This window comes from Cellulomonas hominis (assembly GCF_901521055.1).
Lineage (GTDB): Bacteria > Actinomycetota > Actinomycetes > Actinomycetales > Cellulomonadaceae > Cellulomonas > Cellulomonas endometrii.
The window spans coordinates 1-21,729 of record NZ_CABEGA010000037.1; the positions used below are offsets into that span (position 1 = coordinate 1).

At 75.7% G+C, this 21,729-nt stretch carries 24 protein-coding genes; 16 read left to right on the plus strand and 8 right to left on the minus strand.

Annotated elements, in window-relative coordinates:
- The 3 genes from KJP73_RS10680 to KJP73_RS10690 form a co-directional block, all read left to right on the plus strand.
- On the plus strand, window positions 1-388 hold a 388-nt coding region (locus KJP73_RS10680; protein WP_213282845.1), incomplete at its 5' end, for a peptidase inhibitor family I36 protein.
- A gap of 19 nt (window positions 389-407) precedes the next feature.
- On the plus strand, window positions 408-1,046 hold the full coding sequence (locus tag KJP73_RS10685) for a sigma-70 family RNA polymerase sigma factor (RefSeq protein ID WP_213282846.1): 639 nt from the start codon (window positions 408-410) through the stop codon (window positions 1,044-1,046).
- The gene (locus KJP73_RS10690; RefSeq protein ID WP_213282847.1) at window positions 1,043-2,284 is read left to right on the plus strand and encodes a CU044_5270 family protein; all 1,242 of its coding nucleotides are present in this window, start codon (window positions 1,043-1,045) and stop codon (window positions 2,282-2,284) included. Before KJP73_RS10685 ends, KJP73_RS10690 begins: the two co-directional genes overlap by 4 nt.
- Window positions 2,285-2,311: 27 nt before the next feature.
- On the opposite strand, the gene KJP73_RS10695 is transcribed toward KJP73_RS10690, so the two are convergent.
- Entirely contained in the window at window positions 2,312-3,178 is an 867-nt protein-coding gene (locus tag KJP73_RS10695; protein ID WP_213282848.1) for an NAD(P)H-hydrate dehydratase, read from the minus strand.
- Window positions 3,171-3,893 carry a histidine phosphatase family protein gene (locus tag KJP73_RS10700; protein ID WP_213282849.1) on the minus strand — a complete coding sequence of 241 codons (723 nt, stop codon included), beginning with the start codon at window positions 3,891-3,893 and terminating at the stop codon, window positions 3,171-3,173. Before KJP73_RS10700 ends, KJP73_RS10695 begins: the two co-directional genes overlap by 8 nt.
- Before the next feature lie 140 nt (window positions 3,894-4,033).
- Between KJP73_RS10700 and KJP73_RS10705 the strand changes: the two genes are divergently transcribed.
- Window positions 4,034-5,053 carry a zinc-dependent alcohol dehydrogenase gene (locus KJP73_RS10705; protein ID WP_213282880.1) on the plus strand — a complete coding sequence of 340 codons (1,020 nt, stop codon included), beginning with the start codon at window positions 4,034-4,036 and terminating at the stop codon, window positions 5,051-5,053.
- A gap of 185 nt (window positions 5,054-5,238) precedes the next feature.
- Here KJP73_RS10705 and KJP73_RS10710 read toward each other — a convergent pair whose 3' ends face one another.
- Window positions 5,239-5,844, minus strand: a complete 606-nt coding sequence (locus tag KJP73_RS10710; RefSeq protein WP_213282850.1) for a flavodoxin family protein — start codon at window positions 5,842-5,844, stop codon at window positions 5,239-5,241.
- Between the two features lie 27 nt (window positions 5,845-5,871).
- Window positions 5,872-7,548, minus strand: coding sequence for a malate dehydrogenase (quinone) (gene mqo, locus KJP73_RS10715; RefSeq protein WP_283770230.1), 1,677 nt, complete (start codon window positions 7,546-7,548; stop codon window positions 5,872-5,874).
- 136 nt (window positions 7,549-7,684) lie between these two features.
- Between mqo and KJP73_RS10720 the strand changes: the two genes are divergently transcribed.
- From KJP73_RS10720 to KJP73_RS10735, 4 genes are read left to right on the plus strand one after another with little or no spacing between them, the layout of a single operon-like run.
- The gene (locus KJP73_RS10720; protein ID WP_213282851.1) at window positions 7,685-7,882 is read left to right on the plus strand and encodes a hypothetical protein; all 198 of its coding nucleotides are present in this window, start codon (window positions 7,685-7,687) and stop codon (window positions 7,880-7,882) included.
- A complete protein-coding gene (locus tag KJP73_RS10725) occupies window positions 7,879-8,409 on the plus strand; it encodes a hypothetical protein (RefSeq protein ID WP_213282852.1) in 531 nt (176 codons plus the stop codon). The genes KJP73_RS10720 and KJP73_RS10725 overlap by 4 nt, the downstream gene beginning before the upstream one ends.
- Window positions 8,406-9,437 carry an NAD-dependent epimerase/dehydratase family protein gene (locus KJP73_RS10730; RefSeq protein WP_213282853.1) on the plus strand — a complete coding sequence of 344 codons (1,032 nt, stop codon included), beginning with the start codon at window positions 8,406-8,408 and terminating at the stop codon, window positions 9,435-9,437. Before KJP73_RS10725 ends, KJP73_RS10730 begins: the two co-directional genes overlap by 4 nt.
- Window positions 9,438-9,454: 17 nt before the next feature.
- Entirely contained in the window at window positions 9,455-9,961 is a 507-nt protein-coding gene (locus KJP73_RS10735) for a DsbA family protein (RefSeq protein WP_213282854.1), read from the plus strand.
- 8 nt (window positions 9,962-9,969) lie between these two features.
- Here KJP73_RS10735 and nhaA read toward each other — a convergent pair whose 3' ends face one another.
- Complete coding sequence (gene nhaA, locus KJP73_RS10740; protein WP_213282855.1) at window positions 9,970-11,355, minus strand: Na+/H+ antiporter NhaA; 1,386 nt, start codon at window positions 11,353-11,355, stop codon at window positions 9,970-9,972.
- Window positions 11,356-11,490: 135 nt separating this feature from the next.
- Here nhaA and KJP73_RS10745 point away from each other — a divergent pair, with 135 nt between their 5' ends.
- Window positions 11,491-12,345: an SDR family NAD(P)-dependent oxidoreductase gene (locus KJP73_RS10745; protein WP_213282856.1), complete on the plus strand. Its 855-nt coding sequence runs from the start codon at window positions 11,491-11,493 to the stop codon at window positions 12,343-12,345.
- Window positions 12,346-12,375: 30 nt separating this feature from the next.
- Here KJP73_RS10745 and KJP73_RS10750 read toward each other — a convergent pair whose 3' ends face one another.
- The 3 genes from KJP73_RS10750 to KJP73_RS10760 are packed head-to-tail and all read right to left on the minus strand — an operon-like array spanning window position 12,376 to window position 14,011.
- Complete coding sequence (locus KJP73_RS10750) at window positions 12,376-12,822, minus strand: HIT family protein (RefSeq protein ID WP_213282857.1); 447 nt, start codon at window positions 12,820-12,822, stop codon at window positions 12,376-12,378.
- Between the two features lie 41 nt (window positions 12,823-12,863).
- Window positions 12,864-13,442 carry a DUF1697 domain-containing protein gene (locus KJP73_RS10755; protein ID WP_213282858.1) on the minus strand — a complete coding sequence of 193 codons (579 nt, stop codon included), beginning with the start codon at window positions 13,440-13,442 and terminating at the stop codon, window positions 12,864-12,866.
- 5 nt (window positions 13,443-13,447) lie between these two features.
- Window positions 13,448-14,011: an NYN domain-containing protein gene (locus KJP73_RS10760; protein WP_213282859.1), complete on the minus strand. Its 564-nt coding sequence runs from the start codon at window positions 14,009-14,011 to the stop codon at window positions 13,448-13,450.
- A 112-nt stretch (window positions 14,012-14,123) separates the two neighbouring features.
- On the opposite strand from KJP73_RS10760, the gene KJP73_RS10765 reads away from it, so the two are divergent.
- From KJP73_RS10765 to KJP73_RS10795, 7 genes are all read left to right on the plus strand, one after another.
- Window positions 14,124-14,645: a MarR family winged helix-turn-helix transcriptional regulator gene (locus KJP73_RS10765; protein ID WP_213282881.1), complete on the plus strand. Its 522-nt coding sequence runs from the start codon at window positions 14,124-14,126 to the stop codon at window positions 14,643-14,645.
- A gap of 183 nt (window positions 14,646-14,828) precedes the next feature.
- Window positions 14,829-15,335, plus strand: coding sequence for a flavodoxin domain-containing protein (locus tag KJP73_RS10770; RefSeq protein WP_213282860.1), 507 nt, complete (start codon window positions 14,829-14,831; stop codon window positions 15,333-15,335).
- Window positions 15,336-15,425: 90 nt separating this feature from the next.
- Complete coding sequence (locus KJP73_RS10775) at window positions 15,426-16,442, plus strand: LacI family DNA-binding transcriptional regulator (RefSeq protein ID WP_213282861.1); 1,017 nt, start codon at window positions 15,426-15,428, stop codon at window positions 16,440-16,442.
- Window positions 16,443-16,726: 284 nt separating this feature from the next.
- Entirely contained in the window at window positions 16,727-18,373 is a 1,647-nt protein-coding gene (locus KJP73_RS10780) for a glycoside hydrolase family 13 protein (RefSeq protein ID WP_213282862.1), read from the plus strand.
- Window positions 18,374-18,417: 44 nt separating this feature from the next.
- Window positions 18,418-19,812 carry an ABC transporter substrate-binding protein gene (locus KJP73_RS10785; RefSeq protein WP_213282863.1) on the plus strand — a complete coding sequence of 465 codons (1,395 nt, stop codon included), beginning with the start codon at window positions 18,418-18,420 and terminating at the stop codon, window positions 19,810-19,812.
- A gap of 1 nt (window position 19,813) precedes the next feature.
- Window positions 19,814-20,746, plus strand: coding sequence for a carbohydrate ABC transporter permease (locus KJP73_RS10790; protein ID WP_213282864.1), 933 nt, complete (start codon window positions 19,814-19,816; stop codon window positions 20,744-20,746).
- Window positions 20,743-21,723, plus strand: a complete 981-nt coding sequence (locus KJP73_RS10795) for a carbohydrate ABC transporter permease (protein WP_213282865.1) — start codon at window positions 20,743-20,745, stop codon at window positions 21,721-21,723. Before KJP73_RS10790 ends, KJP73_RS10795 begins: the two co-directional genes overlap by 4 nt.
- Window positions 21,724-21,729: the final 6 nt, after the last annotated feature.

Sequence of the window (21,729 nt, forward strand, 5' to 3'; positions counted from 1 at the left end):
CCCCCGCACCTCCCGTGCCTCCCGCGCCCGGGCGGCCCTCGCCGCCGCCGCCCTCGCGCTGACCCTGTCCGCCGCCGCAGCCCCCGCGCAGGCCGCCGACGAGGTCCTGCCGACCCGCCTGAGCATGGGGCAGTGCGTGAGCGGCGCGTTCTGCGTGTGGTCGGGCACGGGCTACACGGGCGCCTTCTGGTCCACGGGCGCGGTCGGTCTCGCGGAGTCCCCGGTGGGCGTCGCGCGCTCCGTCTGGAACCGCACCTCCGTGGACGTCCGCGTCTACAGCGGCCCGGGCGGCACGGGCTCCGACACGTGCTGGGACGCGGGCGCGCAGACGAGCTCGACGTCGGTGGGCAGCTTCTCGGTCCGTACGATGTCGGCGACGACGTGCTAGCGGATGATCTGAAGGTGACGTGGGGACGGGCGGCGACGAGGGGGCTGAACCGGCCGACGCGGTGGTGGACGACGCCGCTGCGGCGTTCGCCGCTGCCTACCGCCTCCTCGCCCCCCAGGTCCGCGGGTACGCCCGCCGGCAGGTGCCCGACCACCTCGCCGAGGACGTCGTCTCCGAGACCTTCCTGGTCCTGTGGCGCCGGTGGGCGGACGCCCCGTCCGCCCCGGAGCAGCTGCGCCCCTGGGTGTTCACCGTCGCCCGGCACAAGATCCTGCACGTGCGGGAGCAGCACGGGCGCGCCGCGCACGTCGTCGGCCGGATCGCCGCGATGGAGCCGACCCGCCCCGCGGCCGTGGACCCCGCCGACGCCCTCGCCGCGGCGGACCGCGCCCGCCGGCTGCTCGCGCAGCTCCCGCCCGCCGAGAGCGAGGCGATGGCGCTGACCGTCTGGGCGGGGCTCGCTCCCGCTGAGGCCGCCGCCGTGCTCGGCTGCTCGACGACCGCGCTGACCTCGCGGCTGTCCCGCGCACGGGCCCGGCTGGCGGCCCTGCTCGACGGCGAGGGCGAGTCCCCGACGGACCGCCCGGCCCGCACCCACGACCCCGACCGGGGCAGCACGCCGGTCACCGCCACGGACCCGGAGAGGAGACGCCGATGACCGACGACCGCGCCGCCGAGCAGCACCGTGCCGACCAGCGCCGTGCCGACGACGACGCCGACGACCGCGCGGCCCTCGACGAGGTCGCGGCGCTCCGTGCCGCCGTCGCGGGCCACGGGCTCGAGCCGGGGACCGCCGGCGACCCGCAGCCCGACGAGGCCGCGGTCGCCGCCGCCATCGCCCGGATCGTGGCGGTCCCGCGCGACGGCGCTCCGGGCCCGACGCTCGCGCCGGACGCGACGCTCCCGGAGGACGCCCCGGTCCCCGGCGGCGACGTCGTGGAGCTCCGGCCCCGGCACGCGCGGCGCTGGTGGACGGCGGCGGCGGGAGTCGCGGCAGCCGCCGCGGCCGTGGCCGTCGGCCTGAGCGTCCTGCCCGGGCAGGACCCGGCCCCGGCGGTCGCGCTCGGCTCGCCGCCGATGCTCGCGTACCCCCTGGACCCCGAGCAGCTGGCCGCCGGCGCGGGCGACCCGGCGCGGGACACCCTGCTGGACCTCGCGGCCGCGGCGGCGGACCAGGACGACCCCGAGCCGGCCGGCCCCGTGCAGCACTCCCTGTCGCAGAGCTGGCTGATGTCCACCACCGACGACGGCGCGGGCGGGAGCAGCACCACGATCGACCCGACCGTGGTGGAGTCGTGGATCGGCGAGGACGGTTCCTGGACCATGGCCGAGTGGCGCGGCGCCCACCTCGAGGCGGACGGCCGCCTGGGTGCGCCCGGCACCGCGCCGGAGGACGCCGTCGTGGACCGGCTCCCCGCCGGGCAGATGGACCCCGACGCGGTGCGCGACCTGCCGCTCGACCCCGCGGCGCTGCGGGCGGAGCTGCTGGAGCCGCTGGCGGGTGTCGGCTGCGGGCCCGACGGGGACCCGGCGTCGGGCGCCTGGTGCGTCTACCTGGCGGTCACGGACCTGGCCGACCGGTACGTGCTGCCGTCCGCGCTGGAGTCGGCGGTCTGGACGGTGCTGGCCGAGGAGCCGGGCGTGACGCTCGCGGGGGAGGTCACCGACCGGCTCGGCAGGCGCACCGTGGCCGTCTCCGTGCCGGCACCGGCGTCCGACCCCGCCCCGACGGTCCGGGTGCTGCTCATCGACCCCGGGACCGGCCGGCTGTCCGGCCGCGAGGAGGTCACGCTGTCCTCCCCGCTGCTGGAGATCACCGAGCCGACCGTCACCCTGTTCCGGTACACGCTCGCGTCCGACTGGGTGGCCGAGGTGGGCGGCCCCGGCCGCGGCTGACCGCCGAGGTCGACCGGCCGGAGCCCGTCAGGCCTGCAGCTCGACGAGGAGCGCCGGGACCTCGTCCGCGAGCTCCCGCGCGAGGTAGCCGAGCGGCCCGACCCGCGCGGCGAGCCGGTCCCCGGCGCTGCCGTGCACCGCGGTGCCCCAGCACGCCGCCTGCTCGGGGGAGCACCCGCCCGCGAGCAGCCCCGCGACCGCTCCCGCGAGCACGTCCCCGCTGCCCGACGTGCCCAGCCCCGCGTAGCCCGTGGCGGACACCCAGCGACGTCCGTCGGGGTGCGCGACGGTGCCGGCGCAGGTCACGACGGCGCCCCACCGGTCCGCGACCCGCGCGGCGGCGTCGGCGGCCGCCACGTCGTCGACAGCGAGCAGGCGGGCCGCCTCCGCGAGGTTCGGCGTCAGCACGGTGCGGCCCTCGGGCAGCGTCACCTCGCCGTCGAGACCCGGGAGCACCCCCAGCGCGAACGCGTCGAGCAGCACGGCGGCGTCGGAGCCGGTCAGTGCGTCGAGCACCACCCGCACCAGCGCCGCCGAGCCCTCGGGCTCGTCCAGGCCCGGGCCGACGACGACGGCCTGGGCGCGGTCCAGCTCCTGGGCCAGGTGCGGGCCGGGGCTGCCGGTGGGGGAGCCGTCGCCGGACTCGGGGAGCCCCAGCACCCCGGCCTCGGGCGTCGCCACGGCCAGCGCGGTCGCGACCGACTCCGCGACGGCGAGCGTGAGCCGCCCGGCGCCGATCCGGAGCGCGGTCAGGCCGGCGAGGGCCGCGGCGCCGGGCGTGCGGCGGGCGCCGCCCACCACGAGCACCGCGCCGCGCGCGTCCTTGTCGCCGTCGCGCGCCGGCAGCGGCCAGCCGCGCAGCAGGGCGGGGGTGAGGGCCGGCGCGTCAGTCATCGCCCTGGCCCGGGTGCTCGGTGACGGCGGAGTCCCGGCCGGCCAGGTGGGCCACCTCGTCGAACTGCTCCGCGGTCCAGCGGTCGGGGCCGCCGGTCAGCACGGTGAGCGACGCGTTCCGCACGCTGCGCTCCGCGACCTGCGCCATCAGCTCGTCCTCCGTGAGGCCCTCGCACACGTACCGCAGCAGCCAGATCACCGCGTCGTGGCAGACGACGAGCACCCGGCGACCCTGCTCGCGGCGCGTGAGGTCCCCGACCAGCGAGCGCAGCCGCAGCGCGACGTCGGCCCAGGACTCGCCGCCGGGCGGCCGGTAGTACATCTTGCCGAGGTGGTCGCGGCGGGCCGCCTCCTGCGGGAACCGGGCGTCGACGCCGTGGCTCGTCCAGCCGTCGAGGATGCCGAGCTCGCGGTCCCGCAGCCGCTCGTCGACCACCGGCCGCAGGTCGAGGCCGGCCTTCTCGACCGCCAGCTCCGCGGTGCGCCGGGCCCGCACGTACGGCGAGCACCACAGCGCCTGGGGGGCCTGGTCGGCGGGGAGGGTCGCGAGGTGGGCGCCGAGCGCCCGGGCCTGCTCCTCGCCGGTGGCGGACAGCGGGGTGTCGGCGTCGCGGGTGGTGATGCCGACCGACTCGGCCCCGGCGCGCTCGGCGCGGGTGGCGGCGACGTTCCCCTCGCTCTCCCCGTGGCGGACGAGGACGAGTGTGCTGGTCATGCCCTCACCGTCGCAGCACGCCGGGGGCTGCGCATCCGCAGCGGCGGTGGGCCCGAGGTCCTGGGCCGACCGCCTGTCGCTGTCGCTACCGTGATTGTGACAGCGTTCACAAAGATCGAAGGAGATCCGCCGTGCCCGAGATGATGAAGGCCGCGGTCGTGCGCGACCTCGGTGCCCCCCTGGTGGTCGAGGAGCGGCCGGTGCCGGTGCCGGGACCGCACGAGGCCCTGGTGAGGGTCGACTACTCGGGCGTCTGCCACACGGACCTGCACGCCGCGCGGGGCGACTGGCCCGTCCGGCCGGTCCCGCCGTTCGTGCCGGGTCACGAGGGCGCGGGCACCGTGGTCGCCGTCGGTGCGGAGGTCCGCGGGGTCCGGGAGGGCGACCGCCTGGGCAACGCCTGGCTCGCGACCGCCTGCGGCACCTGCGTCGACTGCCTGCGCGGCTGGGAGACGCTCTGCACCGCGCAGCAGAACTCCGGCTACTCGGTGGACGGCTCGTTCGCCGAGTACATGCTCGTCGACGCCCGGTACGCGCCGCGGATCCCCGAGGGCGTCGACACCGCCGGCGTCACCGCGGTGCTCTGCGCGGGCGTGACCGTCTACAAGGGCCTGAAGGTCACGGGCGCGAAGCCGGGCGACTGGGTGGTCGTGTCGGGGATCGGCGGGCTCGGCCACATGGCGATCCAGTACGCCGCCGCGATGGGCTACCGCGTCATCGCGGTGACGGGGTCCGAGTCGAAGCGCGCGTCGGCGCTCGAGTACGGCGCCGAGCTGGTGGTGAACTACCGCGACGGCGACCCGGGCGAGGCGGTGCACGACCTGGTGGGCGGCGCGCACGCGGCGCTCGTGACGGCCGTGAGCGAGTCGACGTTCCCGCAGGCGCTGTCGATGCTGCGGCGCGGCGGCACGGTGTCGCTGGTCGGGCTGCCGCCGGGGACCTTCCCCCTGTCGATCTTCGACACGGTGCTGCGGGGCCTGACCGTGCGCGGGTCGATCGTCGGGACCCGCCTGGACATGATCGAGGCCGTCGACTTCTTCGCGCGCGGGGCCGTCCGCACCAAGTACGAGCTGCGCCCGCTGGACGCGGTGAACGACGTGTTCACGCGGATGGAGGCCGGCACGATCGACGGGCGGGTGGTGCTCGACCTCGGGCTGTGACCCCGCTGTGACGGCGGGCCCGGGCCGGTGTGACTCGCTGTGACACGGGTCACACCGATCCGGTGTGACGAACCGGCGCTCCCTGCGGACTACACGGATGACACGGCCGGACGGTGGAGGGACCCGACGGCGTGGGGTGGCCCGTCCGAGCCCGCAGGGGGCGGCTCGGCCGGGCCACCCGTCTGTCAGCTCGCGGGCGGGCCCAGCGGGACGGCGGCCAGCGCGCGTGCCACCCCCACCAGGTTCTGCGCCATCGCGCGTCCCGTCGCGTGGCTCCACTCGTGGCCCTCGTCGGTCTCCGAGTAGCTCGGGCCCGGCCCGGGGCCCCGGTTCCAGTAGGTCCAGGCCTGCGGGGCGATCGTGAACCCGATGTCGGCCAGCCCGCCGGCGATCTCGGAGATCACGTGGTGCGCGCCGTCCTCGTTCCCCGTGACCACGACGCCCGCGACGCGGTTGTAGGCGACCGGGCGGCCGTCGTCGTCGGTCTCGGAGATCATCGCGTCCAGCCGCTCCAGCGCCCGCTGCGCGTAGGACGACGGGTGGCCCACCCAGGTGGGGGTCGCGAGCACCAGGATCTCCGAGCGCAGGATCTCCTCCCGGACCGCCGGCCACTCGTCGCCCTCGCCGAGGTCGGACTCGACGCCCGGCGGGAGGTGGTGGTCGGCGAGCCGGACGGTCCGCACCTCGACCCCGTGACCCTCCAGGGCCTCGACGACGACCTGCGCCAGCGCACCCGTGTTCGACGGCTCCGGCGACGGCTTCAGCGTGCAGTTCAGGACCACGGCTCTCATGGACCCACCGTGCCGCAGCCGCGGGGATCAGGCGACCGGGGTGTCCCGGCGTCGCGGGGGGACGGGGCGCCGCGGCCGGCGCACCGGCGCGGGGTCGGCGGCGACCGGCGCGCTCTCGTCGCGCCGACGGTCCTCGTGCGGGCTCGCGGGGTCCGGGGTCGCGAGGTCCGTGGTCGCCGCGCCCGGGGTCGCGGGGTCCGCGGTCGGCAGGTCCGGGTCCGCGTCCGGCCCGTCGGCGTCCACGGCGGGGCCGCTCGGGCCGGTCGCGGTCCCGGCGGGTGCGGCCCCGGCGGTGGCGGCGAGGCCCGGCATCATCCGCTCCAGGCGCGGCTGCCAGCCGTCGAAGCGCGCCGGGAAGCACCGCTGGAGCAGGTCGAGCATGGCCGCCGCGGCGGTGGACGCGCCGGGGGAGGCCCCCAGCAGGCCGGCGATCGAGCCGTCGGCGGCGGTGACCAGCTCGGTGCCGAACTCCAGGACGCCCCCGCCCTTGCCCCGCTTGATCACCTGGACGCGCTGCCCGGCGGTGATGAGCTCCCACCCGCGGGACCGGGCGGACGGCATGAACCCGCGCAGCGTGCGCAGGCGGGCCTCGCGCGTCGCCAGCACCTCGCCGATGAGGTACTTCAGCAGGTCCAGGTTGTGCAGGCCGACGGCGAGCATCGGCACGACGTTGCCCGGGCGGACCGTGCGCAGCAGGTCCAGCCACGAGCCCTGCTTGAGGAACTTCATGCTCCAGCCCGCGTAGGGCCCGAACATCAGGGCCGGGGTGCCGCCGACCACGCGGGTGTCGAGGTGCGGCACGGACATCGGCGGGGAGCCCACGGCCGCCTTGCCGTAGACCTTCGCGCGGTGCTGCGCGACGACGTCCGGGTCGGTGGTGCGCAGGAACTGCCCGCTGATCGGGAAGCCGGCGTAGCCCTTGATCTCGTCGATGCCGGAGGCCTGCAGCAGCCGCAGCGCGCCGCCGCCCGCGCCGATGAACACGAACCGCGCGTCGAGCGTCGACCGCGTCGGGCTGGCGTTCCACGACCGGTCGACCAGGTGCAGCCGCCAGGAGCCGTCGCGGCGGCGGCGGACCCGGCGGACCTCGTGCTGCAGCCGGACGGTCGCGCCGCGCGCCACCAGGTCGTCGACGAGGTGCCGCGTCAGGGCGCCGTAGTCGACGTCCGTGCCGTCGTCGGCGCGGGTGGCGGCGACCGGCTCGCCGGGGTCGCGGCCCGCCATCACCAGCGGGGCCCACTGCGCGATCGTCGCGGGGTCGTCCGTGAACTCGAGGTGGGCGAACCGGGGGTGGGCCGTCAGGGCGGCGTGCCGGCGCCGCAGGTAGTCGACGTCGGCGGTGCCGCGGACGAACGTCACGTGCGGCACGGGGGACAGGAACCGGTCGTCGGGCAGCCGGCCCTGGTCGCGCAGGTGGTCCCACAGCTCGCGGGACAGGGCGAACTGCTCGTTGATCGTCACGGCCTTGGCGATGTCGATCGAGCCGTCGGCGCGCTCCGGCGTGTAGTTCAGCTCGCAGAGCGCGGCGTGGCCGGTGCCGGCGTTGTTCCAGGCGTCGGTGCTCTCCAGGGCGATGCCGTCCAGCCGCTCGACGATCTCGATCCGCCAGGACGGCTCGAGCTCCGACAGCAGCGTTGCGAGAGTGGCGGACATGATGCCGCCACCGACCAGGACGACGTCGACCGGCTCACCGTTTGAGGACACCGTTCGATGGTAACCAGCGCGGCGGGGCGGTCGCGCACCATCCCCGGCGGGCGGACACCAGGGACGTAGGTCCTCCGTCGTGATCCGGACGCCCCTCCGGCGTGCGAGGCGACCGCGACGGTGCCACCGTGGGCCCATGAGCACCGACGACACCACCAGCAAGGGATACGACCCCGCCGAGGACCCGGACTCCGACCCCGCGATGCTCAACCCGCGCACGGGTGAGCAGGCCGACGGCGGCGACGCCGACACGGACGCGGACACCGACGCCGAGGCGGCCAACCTGAACCCTCGTGCCGAGGGCGCGGACGGCGGCGGCGCCGACACCCCGTGAGGCAGCTCGACCGCGCGCTGCTCCAGACGTACCTCGGCGACCACCTCGCCGGGGCCACGGGCGGCAGCGCGCGGTTCGGGCGCATGGCCGAGGCGTACGCCGACACGCCGCTGGGCCCCGCGCTGCGCCGGATCGCCGACGAGGTGACCGACGAGCGCGAGTGGCTCCGCGAGACGGCGTACCGGCTCGACGTGAACCCCAGCGTGCTCAAGCGCGTGGGCATCGCGGTCACGGAGCGGGTCGGGCGGCTGAAGCCGAACGGGCGGCTGTCGAGCCCGTCGCCGCTGTCGGCCGTCATCGAGCTCGACGTCATGCGCGGCGCGGTCACCGCCAAGCGCGGCCTGTGGGAGACGCTCGACGTCTGGGCCGACGAGCTCGGCCTGGACCGCGAGCGGGTCCGCCGGCTGCTGGACCAGGCCGACGGCCAGATCGCGACGCTGACCCGGCTCGGCACGGTCGCGCGCGAGCAGGCGTTCGCGCGGGACGCGGAGCCCGGGCAGCCGGGGACCGAGCGGGACCGGCCGTGAGGGTCGTCGTCATCGGTGCCAGCGGCAACGTCGGCACCGCCCTGCTGCGCCGGCTGCGCGGCGACGACATCGTCACCTCCGTCGTCGGCGTCGTCCGCCGGGCTCCGCAGGGCCCGCCGCCCGCCCCCTACGACACGGTCGACTGGCACGCGGTCGACATCGGCGCGCGCGGCCCGGACGAGCCGGTCGTCGAGCGCCTGACCCGGGTGGTCGGCGGCGCGGACGCCGTCGTCAACCTCGCCTGGCTGATCCAGCCGAGCCACGACCGCGACCAGCTGCGCCGCGTGAACGTCGACGGGATGCGGCGCGTCCTGGCCGCCGTCGTCCGGGCGCGCGTGCCGCATCTCGTGGTCGCGTCGTCCATCGGCGCCTACTCGCCGTCGTACTCCGACGAGCCCCGCGACGAGGACTGGGACACCGGCGGCGTCCGCACGTCCGACTACAGCGTCGACAAGGTCGCCGTCGAGCGCCTGCTGGACGAGGCCGAGCTGCGGTACCCCACGCTGACGATCGCCCGGCTGCGGCCCGCGCTGGTGTTCCAGCACGCCGCGGGGCACGAGATCAAGCGGTACTTCCTCGGGCCGTTCGTGCCGGCGGGGCTGCTCGACGGGAACCTGCCGGTGCTGCCGTGGCCCGCCGGGGTGCGCGTGCAGGCGGTGCACGCCGACGACCTGGCCGAGGCCTTCCGGCAGACGATCGTGCGGCAGGCGCCCGGGGCGTACAACATCGCCGGGCCGGGCGTCATCCGGGCCGGCGACGTCGCCGCGTCGCTGTCCGAGGGGAAGTGGCGCGAGGTGCCGCACGGACCGGTCCGCGCCGGGCTGGCCGCCGCCTGGCACGCGCGCCTGGCCCCGATCGGCCCCGGGTGGTTCGACCTCGCCGCGTCCGTGCCCGTCATGGACACCGGCCGGGCGGAGCGCGAGATCGGCTTCCGGCCGCGGTACACGGGCGTCGAGGCGATGCGGCAGCTCCTCACGGGCATCGTGCGCGGCGCCGGCACGGCGAGCCCGCCCATGCGCCCGCGCTGATCGGGGATGCTGGGGGCATGTCCGACGACCGCCTCGTCCTCGGCGACCCCGCCGCCCCCGTCACGATCACCGAGTACGGGGACCTCGAGTGCCCGTACTGCCGCTCCGCGGAGCCGGTCCTGCGCACCCTCGTCGAGGAGTCGGGCGGCGGCGTGCGCCTGGTGTGGCGGCACTTCCCGCTGTTCCAGGTGCACCCGCACGCGCTGATCGCGGCGCTCGCGGCGGAGGCCGCCGCGGAGCAGGGCCTGTTCTGGGAGATGCAGCGCGCGCTGTTCGCCCAGCAGGACCACCTGACCGAGCCGGACTTGCGCGCGGCCGCCGCGCGCCTGGGCGTCGACCCCGAGGCGGCGGCCGGGCCGGGTGCGCAGCGGTTCGCGGACCGGGTCGAGGCGGACTACGTCGGCGGCCTCGGGCTCGGCATCCGGGGCACGCCCACGCTGCTCGTGCAGGGCGAGCGGTACCGCGGGCCGGTCGAGCTGCCCGCGCTCCGCGAGGCCGTGGCCCTGGCAGCAGCCGCGCGCTGACGGGCCGGTCAGGACCCCGCGACCCACGGCCTCGGCGGCAGCCCCGGCGGCGGGTCGTCGTCGGGGGAGCACAGCGGCAGCTTGTCGCCGAGGATCCGCAGCAGGACGGTGCCGAGCACGGCGGCGACGAGGGACCCGGCCAGGATGCCGATCTTCGCCTGCTCGCGCAGCGCGCCCTCGAAGGCCAGCTCCGCGATGAACAGCGAGATGGTGAACCCGATGCCCGCGAGCACGGCCCCGCCGACCAGGTGCCCCCACCGCACGCGCCCGGGCAGCCGGCCGAGCCCCGTCCGGATCGCGAGGGTCGCGGCGCCGGTGATCCCGATGGTGTTGCCGAGCACGAGCGCGACCGCCACGCCGATCGTCACGGGGGACGTCGCCGCCGCTCGCAGGGCCTCGGAGTCCAGCCGCACGCCCGCGTTCGCCAGCCCGAACACCGGCACCACGACGAACGCGGACCACGGGTGCAGGACGCGCTGCAGGCGCTCGCTGGTCGGCACGGCCGCGCGGGCCGCCAGCTCGGTGAGGTGCTCGCGGTCGGCGGTCGTGTCGGCGACCAGGCCGCTGGCCCACTCCGGCACCCGCTCGACGTGGTCGCGGGACATCGCCCGGGACGGCAGCAGGAGCCCGACGAGCACGCCCGCGAGCGTCGCATGCACCCCCGAGGCGTTCACCGCGAACCACAGCGCGATGCCGACCAGCGCGTACGGGGTCAGCCGCCACACCCCGAGCCAGCGCAGGGCCAGCATCGCGACGACCAGCGCCCCCGCCACGCCCAGCGCCACCGGGTCGACGCCGTCGTTGTAGAAGACGGCCATCACCGTGATCGCGCCGATGTCGTCGACGATCGCCAGCGTCAGCAGGAACAGCCGCAGCCGGTCGGGGCACGCGGGGCCGAACAGCGCGAGGATGCCGACCAGGAACGCCGTGTCGGTCGACATGACGACGCCCCAGCCGTGCGCGGCCTCGGTGCCGGCGTTGAAGGCCAGGTAGATCACCGCCGGGACGGCCAGGCCGCCCAGCGCACCCAGGGCCGGGACGGCGATCGTCCGCCGGTCACGGAGCTCGCCGCTGGTGACCTCGCGGTTGATCTCCAGGCCCACGACGCAGAAGAACACCGCCATGGCCGCGTCGTTCACCCAGTGGTGCAGGTCCAGGTCCAGCCCGAAGGAGCCCAGGTGGAACCCCGCGGACGTCGACCACAGCGCGTCGTACGAGCCCGACCAGGGGGAGTTCGCCCACACCAGCGCGAGCACCGTGGCGGCGAGCAGGAACACGGCGCTGCCGGCCTCGGTCGCCAGGAAGTCCCGGACGGACGGGCTGACGGACGGGAACCGCACCCGCAGGGGCGGTCCCGGCAGGGCACGGGTCGGATCGGCGGCGTCCGTGGCCACGGGCGGCTCCCTCGTTGACGATCGGTGGGTGGGGCGGCGTGGCCCCGTCGCCCGAACGTCCCCCGTGGCGCCAGTATGCCGAGTGGCGTCGGGGGAGCGCGGCCCCGGCCGGCACCGATGCGCGACGATGGGGCCATGACGACGCCGAGCAGCCCGCACGCCCCCTCGACCCCCGGCCCCCGCACCGCTCTCGTCACCGGGGCCGGGCGCGGCATCGGGCACGGGATCGCGCTCGGGCTCGTGCGCGCCGGCTGGGACGTCGCGCTGGTCGGCCGCACCCGCGAGCACCTGGACGCCGTCGCCGCCGAGGCCCGCGCCGCCCGGCCGGACGCGCTGGTGGTCGTCGAGCCGGCGGACGTCGTGGACCGGGCCGCCGTGGAGGCCGTCGTGGGCCGGGCCGAGGCCGCGTTCGCCGACCGCGGCGGGCTCGGGCTGCTCGTGAACAACGCCGGGGTCATCGAGCGCCGCGAGGTGGACCTGGCGCAGGACGACCCGGAGGACGTGTGGCGGGTCATCGAGGTCAACGTGCGCGGTCCGCTGCTGGTCACCCACGCGGTGCTCCCGGGCATGCTGGCGCGGGGCACGGGCCACGTCGTCAACATCAACTCGGGCTCCGGGCACCGGCCGTCGGGCGTCTACACCGGGTACGGCATCAGCAAGGGTGCGCTCGCCCGGCTGACGACCATGCTCGACCGGCAGTACGCGGACCGCGGCGTGCGGGTGCTGGACGTCGCGCCCGGGGTGGTCGTCACCGACATGACCCAGGGGATGCCGCTGCACGACGACCGCAGCGAGTGGACCCCGGTGGAGGCGACGGTCGAGCTGGTGGACGCGTTCGGCTCCGGGCGGCTCGACGCGCTGTCCGGGCGGTTCGTGCGGGCCGGGACGGACACGGAGGAGTCGCTCGCGGCGGTGACGGACCGGATCCTGGCCACCGACGCGCGCACCCTCCGCCTGGCTCCCTACGGCGAGGACGACCCGGTCGCCTGACCCGGGTCCACCCGGCCCCGGTGCCGGGCGTCAGAGCGCCGGGGACGCCAGGGTGCGCGGGACGTGGGCGCCGTGGCCGGCCGTGCGCAGGGCGTCCCGCAGGCGCTCCGCGGCCGCGTCCAGCTCCTCCGCCGGCACGTCGTGGCGGGCGTTCGCGAAGCTGAGCTCGCCCTCGCCCCAGGCCGGCAGGACGTGCAGGTGCAGGTGCGGGACCTCGAACCCGGCGACGACCAGCGCCGCGCGCGGGGCGTCCCACGCGACCTCCTGCGCCCGGCCGATCGTCTTGGCGACGACCACGAGGTGCGCGAGCAGGTCGTCGTCCGCGTCGGTGAACCGGGGCACCTCGGCGCGGGGGACGACCAGGACGTGGCCGTCGGTGATCGGCGCGATGGTGCCGAACGCGACGGCGTGCTCGTCGGCCCAGACGAACCGCCCGGGGATCTCGCCGTCGATGATGCGCGTGAACAGGGTCGCCATGCGGCCACCGTACCCACGCGGGCACGCGCGTGGACGGGGGGTCAGCCCGCGAGCTTCGCCTGGAGCGCCAGGACCGTGCGCCAGTTCCGTCCCGTGCCGGTGCGGCCCGCGAGGCGGTCGAGGACGGCGGCCGTGACCTTCGACCGGCCGATGCCGTCCGGGTAGTGGACGTAGCCCTGCGACCCGCGCCACGTCCCGCGCTCGCGGCCGTACCGGGACAGGTCCACCTCGCCGTCGGGCACCGGCCCGTCGAAGAACAGCACGACGAGGTGCGAGGGGTCGTCGCGCGCGGCGTCGGGGTACGGGTTCGCCGCCACGACGTCGTCCAGCTGCGGCCGCGTCCGGACCGTGAGCGCGAGCGGCCGCCCGAGCTCCCGGGCCAGGTCCGCGGTCAGGCGCTCCGCGAGGCCGGCGACGGTCGCGGGGGAGCCGGGCGCCGGCGTCAGCAGCAGGTTGCCGGTCGCGAGGTGCGTGGCGACGTCCCCGTGCCCGAGCCCGGACGCGGCGGCGCGCAGGTCCGCCATCGGCAGCGCGGACCCGCCGCCGACGTTGACCGCCCGGACGAGCACGAGCACGCGCTCGCCCGGCAGCACGGCCTCGGCCACGTCGCGTCCGGCCATCGGCGTCAGAGGTAGCGCAGCGGGTCGAACTCGTCGAGCGGGATGATCCGCAGCCGCGGCAGCGTGACGTTGAACGCCTTGACGTCGGACTCCAGGTCGAACGCCTCGAGCCCCCGCTCCGCGAGGTGCGACAGCGCGGTGCTGGTGAACTCCCGGAACGCGAGCAGCCCGACACGGCGGTCGCCGCCGAGCAGCGCCTCGATCTCCGGGGCGAAGTCGCCGTCGTGCGACGCGAGCAGCACGTCGCCCGGCCGGTCGGCCAGCGCCGCCAGGGTGCGCTTGATGCCGATGTCGACGACCTTGCCCTCGCCGGCCAGCGGGATCGGCTGGTACCCGATCGCGAGCAGCGCCTGGACGAACGACATCGGCAGCGTGCCGCTGGTGGCGTTGAGGAAGAACAGGCCCTTCGGCTGCTGCCCCCAGGTGCGGTGCGCGAACTCGAGCACGCGCTCCCACCGGGGTCGCTGCTCCGGCGTCGGGCGGCCGTTGAGGATGGACGAGCCGAGGGTCGCGTCGATGTTCTCGCCGTCGACCAGCACGTACGTCGACCGGACCCCGTCGTTCTGCATGCGGGTCAGCGTACGCCGAGGGCCCCGGGCGCCGGGGGACCCGCGGAACACCCGCGGCTCCGGCAGGGTTGGGTGCGGGTGGATGCAGACGCATGAACAGGACGGGACGACGATGACGACGCAGGAGCAGCCCGAGGCCCGGGCCGCGGCGCAGGACGGCGCGCGCGCGGACGCACGGGCGGCCGCTGTCGCCTGGGAGGAGCTGTTCCGCGCGCAGGTCGCGATCATGCGGCGGCTGCAGCGCGACCCGATCTGGGACCGCGTGAGCCTGCGCGAGTACGACGTCCTGTTCACGCTGTCCGGCGCCCCGGGCGGCCTGCGCCTGCGGGACCTGGCGGAGTCGAGCCTGCTCAGCCAGCCGAGCCTCAGCCGGATGGTCGAGCGGCTGGAGGACGCGGGGTGGGTCCGCCGGGCGCCCGCCGCGGGCGACGGACGCGGCGTCGTCGTGGCCCTGACCCCGGCCGGCGCGGCGCTGCAGCGGGAGGTCGGCCGGCGGCACGTGCAGGCGATCGCGCACTACGTCGGCGGGGCGCTCGACGCCGAGCAGCTGGCCCGGCTGACCGACGTCGCGGGGGCGCTGCGCGCGGCCCAGGCGGGCATCCCGGACCTGGAGCGCGACCCCCTGGAGGCATGACGCGCGTCACACGCGAGGCCGGCGTCGCCGCTGGTCCGGGGCCGTCCGGGCCGCCCCGCGCGGAGCAGAGGGACCTCCGGCCCACGACTTCGGGGCCGCCGGCGCACACCATGGTGAAGGCGGTGCCGGCCCGGGCAGGGGGTCCGGGCGCCGCCGATCTTCCAGCCGCAGGAGGGCAGAGCGATGCAGATCTTGGTGACGGTGGCGTCCCGCCACGGTGCCACGGCGGAGATCGGCTCCGCGATCGCCGCGGTGCTGCGCGCCGACGGGCACACCGTGGCGGAGGCCGCGCCGGACGAGGTGACGGACCTCGCCGGGTACGACGCCGTCGTGCTCGGCTCCGCGGTGTACACGGCGCACTGGCTCCCGGCGGCGCGCGAGTTCGCCGTCCGGTTCGCCGACGGGCTCCGCGAGCGGGACGTCTGGGTGTTCTCGTCCGGTCTCGCCACGCAGCCCGCCGCGTCGGCGAACAGCCCGCACGAGCTGCGGGCGCTCATGCAGGACGTCGGCGCGATCGGGCACCGGGCGTTCGCCGGGCGGCTGCTGCGCAGCGAGCTCGCGTTCGCGGAGCGGGCGCTCATCGCCGGCGCCCGCGCCAAGGAGGGCGACCACCGGGACTTCGCGGCCGTCGAGGCCTGGGGCCGGCAGATCGCCGAGCGGCTCCGGACGCCGGCCCGCGCCAGCGCCTGACGCGCGCTGCGCCAGCGCCTGACGCGCCCTGCGCCAGCGCCTGACACGCCCTGCAAGCCGCTTGCAAGCTGAAGTCGTAGAGTTGCGGCCATGTCGGGTCGACTCGCCGAGGTGGCGCAGAAGGTCGGGGTCTCCGAGGCCACGGTGAGCCGCGTGCTCAACGGGCGGCCCGGCGTCTCCGAGCAGACGCGGCAGGCGGTGCTCACCGCCCTCGACGTGCTCGGCTACGAGCGCCCGACGAAGCTCCGCGGGGAGCGCGCCCGCCTGGTGGGCCTGGTGCTCCCGGAGCTGCAGAACCCGATCTTCCCGGCGTTCGCGGAGGTGGTCGGCGGCGCGCTGGCCCAGCAGGGCTACACGCCGGTGCTGTGCACCCAGACCGCGGGCGGCGTGTCCGAGGCCGACTACGTCGACCTGCTGCTCGCCCAGCAGGTGTCGGGGATCGTGTTCGCCGGCGGGAACTTCGCGCAGCGCGGCGCGGACCACGAGCACTACGGCCTGCTCGCCGACCGGGGGCTGCCGGTCGTGCTGATCAACGCCTCCATCGAGGAGCTGCCGTTCCCGCGCGTGTCCTGCGACGACGAGGTCGCCGTGGAGCAGGCCGTCGGGCACCTCGCGTCCCTCGGGCACACGCGCATCGGCCTCGTGCTCGGACCGGTCGACCACGTGCCGTCGGAGCGCAAGCTGCACGCCGCCCGGGCCGCCGCCGCCCGGCTGGGCCTCACCCTGGACGACGACGTGGTGGTGCGCAGCGCGTACTCGCTGGAGAGCGGGCAGGCCGCCGCCACCCGGCTGCTGCGGCAGGGCGTGACCGGGCTGGTGTGCGCCAGCGACCCCCTGGCGCTCGGGGCGATCCGCGCCGCCCGGCGCGCCGGGAAGCGGGTGCCCGAGGACGTGTCGGTCGTCGGGTACGACGACTCCCTGTTCATGAACTGCACGGAGCCCCCGCTGACCACGGTCCGGCAGCCGATCGAGCCGATGGGCCGCGCCGCGATCGACCTGCTGGTCGGGCTGATCGGCGGGCACCCGGTGTCCACCGACGAGCTGCTCTTCGAGCCGGAGCTCGTCGTCCGCGGCAGCACCGCGCCCGCCCCCGCCCCCGCTGTCTGACCCGCAGGGCCGCGCGCCCCTCCGGCCGCCGAGGTCGTCAGTCCTGCACGAGGTCGTCCCGCAGGACTGACGACCTCGTGCGCGTGTGACGACCTCACCGGCGCTGGGGCGGGCCGACGCGCGCCCGCTCGGCGTCGGGGCTGTGGGTCGCGTTTCGGTAACAGTGCTGTCGGGTTCTTGCGCGGAAGCAGTCGTCGGATTTAGTGTCCCTGCTACGCGGTCATCGCCGACCGCGGACCGGGCACCCGTCGCGACAGCGCGGCCGACGAAGGACGAGGCACGCCGTGGTGCACCCCCCGACCGACCCCACGTGGTGGCGCGACGCCGTCATCTACGAGGTCTACGTCCGCTCGTTCGCGGACGGTGACGGTGACGGGACCGGGGACCTCGCGGGCGTGCGGAGCCGGCTGCCGTACCTGCGGGACCTGGGCGTCGACGCGCTGTGGTTCACGCCCTGGTACGCGTCGCCGCTGGCGGACGGCGGCTACGACGTCGCCGACTACCGCGCGATCGACCCCGCGTTCGGCACGCTGGCCGAGGCGGAGGCCCTGATCGCCGAGGCGCTCGAGCTCGGCATCCGCACGGTCGTCGACGTGGTGCCGAACCACGTCTCGGACCAGCACCCGTGGTTCCGGGCGGCGCTCGCGGCGGGCCCGGGGTCGCCGGAGCGGTCGCGGTTCTGGTTCCACCCGGGCACCGGGCCGGACGGCTCGGGCATCCCGACGCAGTGGGTGTCGAGCTTCGGCGGGTCCACGTGGACGCGCACCACCGACCCGGACGGCACGCCGGGGGAGTGGTACCTGCACCTGTTCGCCCCGGAGCAGCCGGACCTGAACTGGACGCACCCCGACGTGTGGGCGGAGCACGAGGACGTGCTGCGGTTCTGGTTCGACCGCGGCGTGGCGGGCATCCGCATCGACTCCGCGGCGCTGCTGGTGAAGGACCCGGCCCTGCCGGAGGTGCCGGGGCCGGGCGCGGCCGTCGCCCCCGGGGCGCACCCGCACGTGGACCGGGACGAGCTGCACGACGTGTACCGCGCGTGGCGCAAGGTCGCGGACTCCTACGCCGGGACGCGCGTGCTGGTCGGGGAGGTGTGGCTGGAGGACACCGACCGGTTCGCCGCGTACCTGCGCCCGGACGAGATGCACACCGCGTTCAACTTCGACTTCATGGCGCAGCCTTGGGACGCCGCGGCGCTGCGCGCGTCGATCGACCGGACCCTGTCCGCGCACCGCGAGGTGGGTGCCCCGGCGACCTGGGTGCTGTCGAACCACGACGTCACCCGCCCAGTGACCCGGTACGGCCGCGCGGACTCCTCGTTCGCGTTCGCCACCAAGCGGGCCGGCGTGCCGACCGACCTGGACCTCGGGACCCGGCGGGCCCGCGCCGCGGCGCTGCTCACCGCCGCGCTGCCCGGCTCGCTGTACGTCTACCAGGGCGACGAGCTGGGCCTCCCGGAGGTCGAGGACCTGCCCCCGGAGGCGGTGCAGGACCCGATGCACGCGCGCTCCGGCGGCGTCGACCCCGGGCGCGACGGCTGCCGCGTCCCGCTGCCGTGGTCGGGGGACCGGCCGCCGTTCGGGTTCGCCCCGCACGGCGTGACCCCCTGGCTCCCGCAGCCCGACGACTGGGCCGCCCGCACCGCGCAGGCCCAGGCGGACGACCCCGCGTCGATGCTCACGCTGTACCGGCGGGCGCTCGCGCTGCGGCGCGCGGAGCCCGGGCTCGGCGACGGCGACCTGCGGTGGCTCGACGCGCCGGCGGGCGTCCTGGCCTTCGCCCGCGACGACGTGCTGTGCGTCGTCAACCTGACCGCCGACCCCGTCGCGCTCCCCGCGCACGCCGGCGTGCTGCTGGCCAGCCGCCCGCTCGACGACGACCGCCTGCCCCCGGACGCCGCGGCCTGGCTCCGCGCCGCCGGCACCCCCTGACCGATCCAGCCCACACCCGCACCACCCGACACCGAGGAGTGACGATGAGGTCCTCACGCACGACGGCGATCGCCCTGTCCGGCGCGCTGTCCTTCACCCTGCTCGCCGCGTGCAGCAGCGGCTCCGACGACGCCGGCGACGGGGAGGGCACCGCGGGCGGCAAGACCGTCCTGCGCGTCGTCTCGCTGCTGCCCGGCTCGGAGCAGGAGGCGTTCGACGCCTTCGACGAGCAGGTCGCCCAGTTCGAGGAGGCGAACCCGGACATCGACGTCCAGCCCGAGGAGTACGAGTGGAAGGCGACGACGTTCGCCGCCCAGCTCGCCGGCGGCACGCTGCCGGACGTCTTCGAGATCCCGTTCACCGACGGCAAGACGCTGATCGAGAACGGCCAGCTGGCCGACATCGACGCGCAGTTCCAGGAGCTGCCCTACGCCGGGGACTTCAACCCGAACGTCCTCGACGCCGGGACCGGCGCGGACGGCAAGGTGTACGCGATCCCCGCGAAGTCGGTCTACGGCATCGGCCTGCACTACAACCGCACCCTGTTCGCGCAGGCGGGGCTGGACCCGGACGACCCGCCGACCACCTGGGACGAGGTGCGGACCGCGGCGAAGGCCATCGCCGACGCCACGGGCCAGGCGGGCTACGCCACGATGACGCAGGACAACACGGGCGGCTGGCAGCTGACCGTCGCGACCTACGCGCGCGGCGGGCGTGTGCAGGAGGTGAACGACGACGGCACCTACACGGCGACGCTCGACAACGACGGCACGAAGGCGGCCCTCGAGTACCTGCACGACCTCCGGTGGGAGGACGGCTCGATGGGCGCGAACTTCCTGCTCGACTGGACCAGCATCAACCAGGCGTTCGCGGCCGGTCAGGTCGGCATGTTCACGTCGGGCTCCGACGTCTACACCTCGCTCGTGCAGACCAACGCCATCAACCCCGACGACTACGGCCTGACCGCCGTGCCGCTCGAGGGCGACGACGCCGGCGTGCTCGGCGGCGGGACGCTCGCGGCGGTCAGCACGTCCGCCGACGAGGAGGTCAAGGACGCCGCGGTGAAGTGGATCGACTTCTACTACCTGCGCAAGCTCACCGACGAGCAGGCCGCCGTGCAGGACGCGGAGACGCTCGTGGCCTCCGACCAGCCGGTCGGGACGCCGGTGCTGCCGATCTTCTCCCAGGAGCAGTACGAGCAGTCGCAGGAGTGGATCGCCGACCTGATCAACGTGCCGCTCGACCAGATGACCGGCTTCACCGACGTGATCTTCGACCAGCCGCTCGTCCCCGAGCCGGCCGGCTCCACGCAGGAGCTGTACGGCGCGCTGGACACGGTGGTGCAGGCGGTGCTGACCGACGAGGGCGCCGACATCGACGCGCTGCTGGAGCAGGCGGACGCGCAGGTGCAGGCGGTCCTCGACAAGAACGCGGGCTGACGTGGCGTCCCTGCACCCCGTCGCTCGTGCACGCCGCCCGCGGCGGACCCCGGTCACCTGGGTCCGCCGCGGGGGGCTGAGCACGCTGGTCTTCGCGCTGCCGCTGCTCCTGGTGTTCGGGCTGTTCTCCTGGCTGCCGATCGGCCGCGCGGTGCTCATGAGCCTGCAGGAGACCAACCTCGTCACCACCGCCTGGGTCGGGCTGGACAACTTCCGGAACGTCCTCGCCGACCCGCTGCTCGGCACCGCGGTGCGGAACACGCTGTGGTTCGCGGTGCTCGCGCTGCTCATCGGCTACCCCGTCCCGCTGCTCGCGGCCGTGCTGATGAGCGAGGTCCGGCGCGGGAAGGGGCTGTTCAGCGCGCTGGCCTACCTGCCGGTGGTCGTGCCGCCGGTGGTGGCGGTGCTGCTGTGGAAGTTCTTCTTCGACGCGCGCCCCGAGGGCGTGTTCAACACGATGCTCGGCTGGGTCGGCGCCGGCCCGGTGCCGTGGCTGCAGGACGCGGGCTGGGCGATGCCGTCGCTCGTGCTGGAGGCCACGTGGGCGGGGGCGGGCGGCACGATCATCATCTACCTGGCCGCGCTGACGTCCGTCCCGGGCGAGCTGTACGACGCGGCCGAGGTCGACGGGGCGTCCGTCTGGCGCAAGGTCTGGCACGTGACGATGCCGCAGCTGCGTGGCGTCCTGCTCATCACCTTCATCCTGCAGATCATCGGGACCGCGCAGGTGTTCCTGGAGCCGTACCTGTTCACCGACGGCGGCCCCGCGAACGCGACGATCACGGTGCTGCTGCTCGTCTACCGGTACGCGTTCGGGCAGAGCCTCGGCGGCGACTACGGGGCGGCCACCGCGCTCAGCCTCATGCTCGCCGTCGTGCTCGCGGTGCTGTCCGTCGCGTACTTCCGCCTGACCCGGTCCTGGAGCACGTCATGACGACCTCGACGACACCCGCCGCCCCCGCCGCGGTGGCCGTGCCCGCCGCCACCGCGGCCGCCGCCCCGCGGGCGCGTCGGCCCCGCCGGCGCCGCGACGAGGAGGACCGCGCCGCGCTGTCGGCCGCCGACTGGCGCCGGCCCCTGGTGCGGCGCTCGATGCGGCTGTCGCACGCCGTCCTGCTGGTGCTGCTCGTGGTGTGCGGGCTCGGCCCGCTGCTGCTGCTCGCGAAGTTCGCGGTCACCCCGACGCAGGACATCCTGCGGACGCCGCTGTCGGTGTTCCCGAACGGCGTCGCGTGGGGGAACCTGTCGGCGGCGTGGACCGACGTGCAGGTCAGCCGGTACTTCCTCAACACGGTGGTGCTGGCGGCGGGGGCGTGGGCGAGCCAGATCCTGGTCGCGACCACCGGCGGGTACCTGCTGTCGGTGCTGCGGCCGCGGTGGGGGAAGGTCGTGCAGGCGGCGGTGCTGTCGACGCTGTTCGTGCCGGCGGTCGTGCTGCTGGTGCCGCTGTACCTGGTGATCCTGGACCCGCCGGTGTGGGGGGAGTCGCTGATGAACTCCTACTGGGCGGTGTGGCTGCCGGCCGGGGCGAGCGCGTTCAACGTGCTGCTGGTGCAGCGGTTCTTCGACTCCCTGCCGCGGGAGGTGTTCGAGGCCGCGCGGGTGGACGGCGCGGGGCCGTTCCGGCTGTTCTGGTCGATCGTGCTGCCCATGAGCCGGCCGATCCTCGGCGTGGTGTCCGTGTTCGCGGTCATCGCGTCGTGGAAGGACTTCCTCTGGCCGCTGCTGGTGCTGCGGGACCCGGACATCCAGCCGCTGTCGGTGCGCCTGCCCTCGCTGCAGGCCACGACGGACCTCGGGGTGCTGATGGCGGCGCTCGCGATCTCGACGCTGATCCCGGTGCTGCTGTTCCTGGTGTTCCAGCGGCTGTTCCTGCGGGGTGCCGGGCTCGGCGGGGCGGTGAAGGGCTGATCTGAC

Coding starts and splice junctions, on each gene's coding strand:
- KJP73_RS10795 (WP_213282865.1), top strand. CDS start 20,743: ATGACGACCTCGACGACACCCGCCGCCCCCGCCGCGGTGGCCGTGCCC.
- KJP73_RS10745 (WP_213282856.1), top strand. CDS start 11,491: ATGACGACGCCGAGCAGCCCGCACGCCCCCTCGACCCCCGGCCCCCGC.
- KJP73_RS10770 (WP_213282860.1), top strand. CDS start 14,829: ATGCAGATCTTGGTGACGGTGGCGTCCCGCCACGGTGCCACGGCGGAG.
- KJP73_RS10695 (WP_213282848.1), bottom strand. CDS start 3,178: ATGACTGACGCGCCGGCCCTCACCCCCGCCCTGCTGCGCGGCTGGCCG.
- KJP73_RS10735 (WP_213282854.1), top strand. CDS start 9,455: ATGTCCGACGACCGCCTCGTCCTCGGCGACCCCGCCGCCCCCGTCACG.
- KJP73_RS10785 (WP_213282863.1), top strand. CDS start 18,418: ATGAGGTCCTCACGCACGACGGCGATCGCCCTGTCCGGCGCGCTGTCC.
- KJP73_RS10710 (WP_213282850.1), bottom strand. CDS start 5,844: ATGAGAGCCGTGGTCCTGAACTGCACGCTGAAGCCGTCGCCGGAGCCG.
- KJP73_RS10765 (WP_213282881.1), top strand. CDS start 14,124: ATGACGACGCAGGAGCAGCCCGAGGCCCGGGCCGCGGCGCAGGACGGC.
- KJP73_RS10700 (WP_213282849.1), bottom strand. CDS start 3,893: ATGACCAGCACACTCGTCCTCGTCCGCCACGGGGAGAGCGAGGGGAAC.
- KJP73_RS10705 (WP_213282880.1), top strand. CDS start 4,034: ATGATGAAGGCCGCGGTCGTGCGCGACCTCGGTGCCCCCCTGGTGGTC.
- KJP73_RS10750 (WP_213282857.1), bottom strand. CDS start 12,822: ATGGCGACCCTGTTCACGCGCATCATCGACGGCGAGATCCCCGGGCGG.
- KJP73_RS10690 (WP_213282847.1), top strand. CDS start 1,043: ATGACCGACGACCGCGCCGCCGAGCAGCACCGTGCCGACCAGCGCCGT.
- KJP73_RS10720 (WP_213282851.1), top strand. CDS start 7,685: ATGAGCACCGACGACACCACCAGCAAGGGATACGACCCCGCCGAGGAC.
- KJP73_RS10760 (WP_213282859.1), bottom strand. CDS start 14,011: ATGCAGAACGACGGGGTCCGGTCGACGTACGTGCTGGTCGACGGCGAG.
- KJP73_RS10775 (WP_213282861.1), top strand. CDS start 15,426: ATGTCGGGTCGACTCGCCGAGGTGGCGCAGAAGGTCGGGGTCTCCGAG.
- KJP73_RS10755 (WP_213282858.1), bottom strand. CDS start 13,442: ATGGCCGGACGCGACGTGGCCGAGGCCGTGCTGCCGGGCGAGCGCGTG.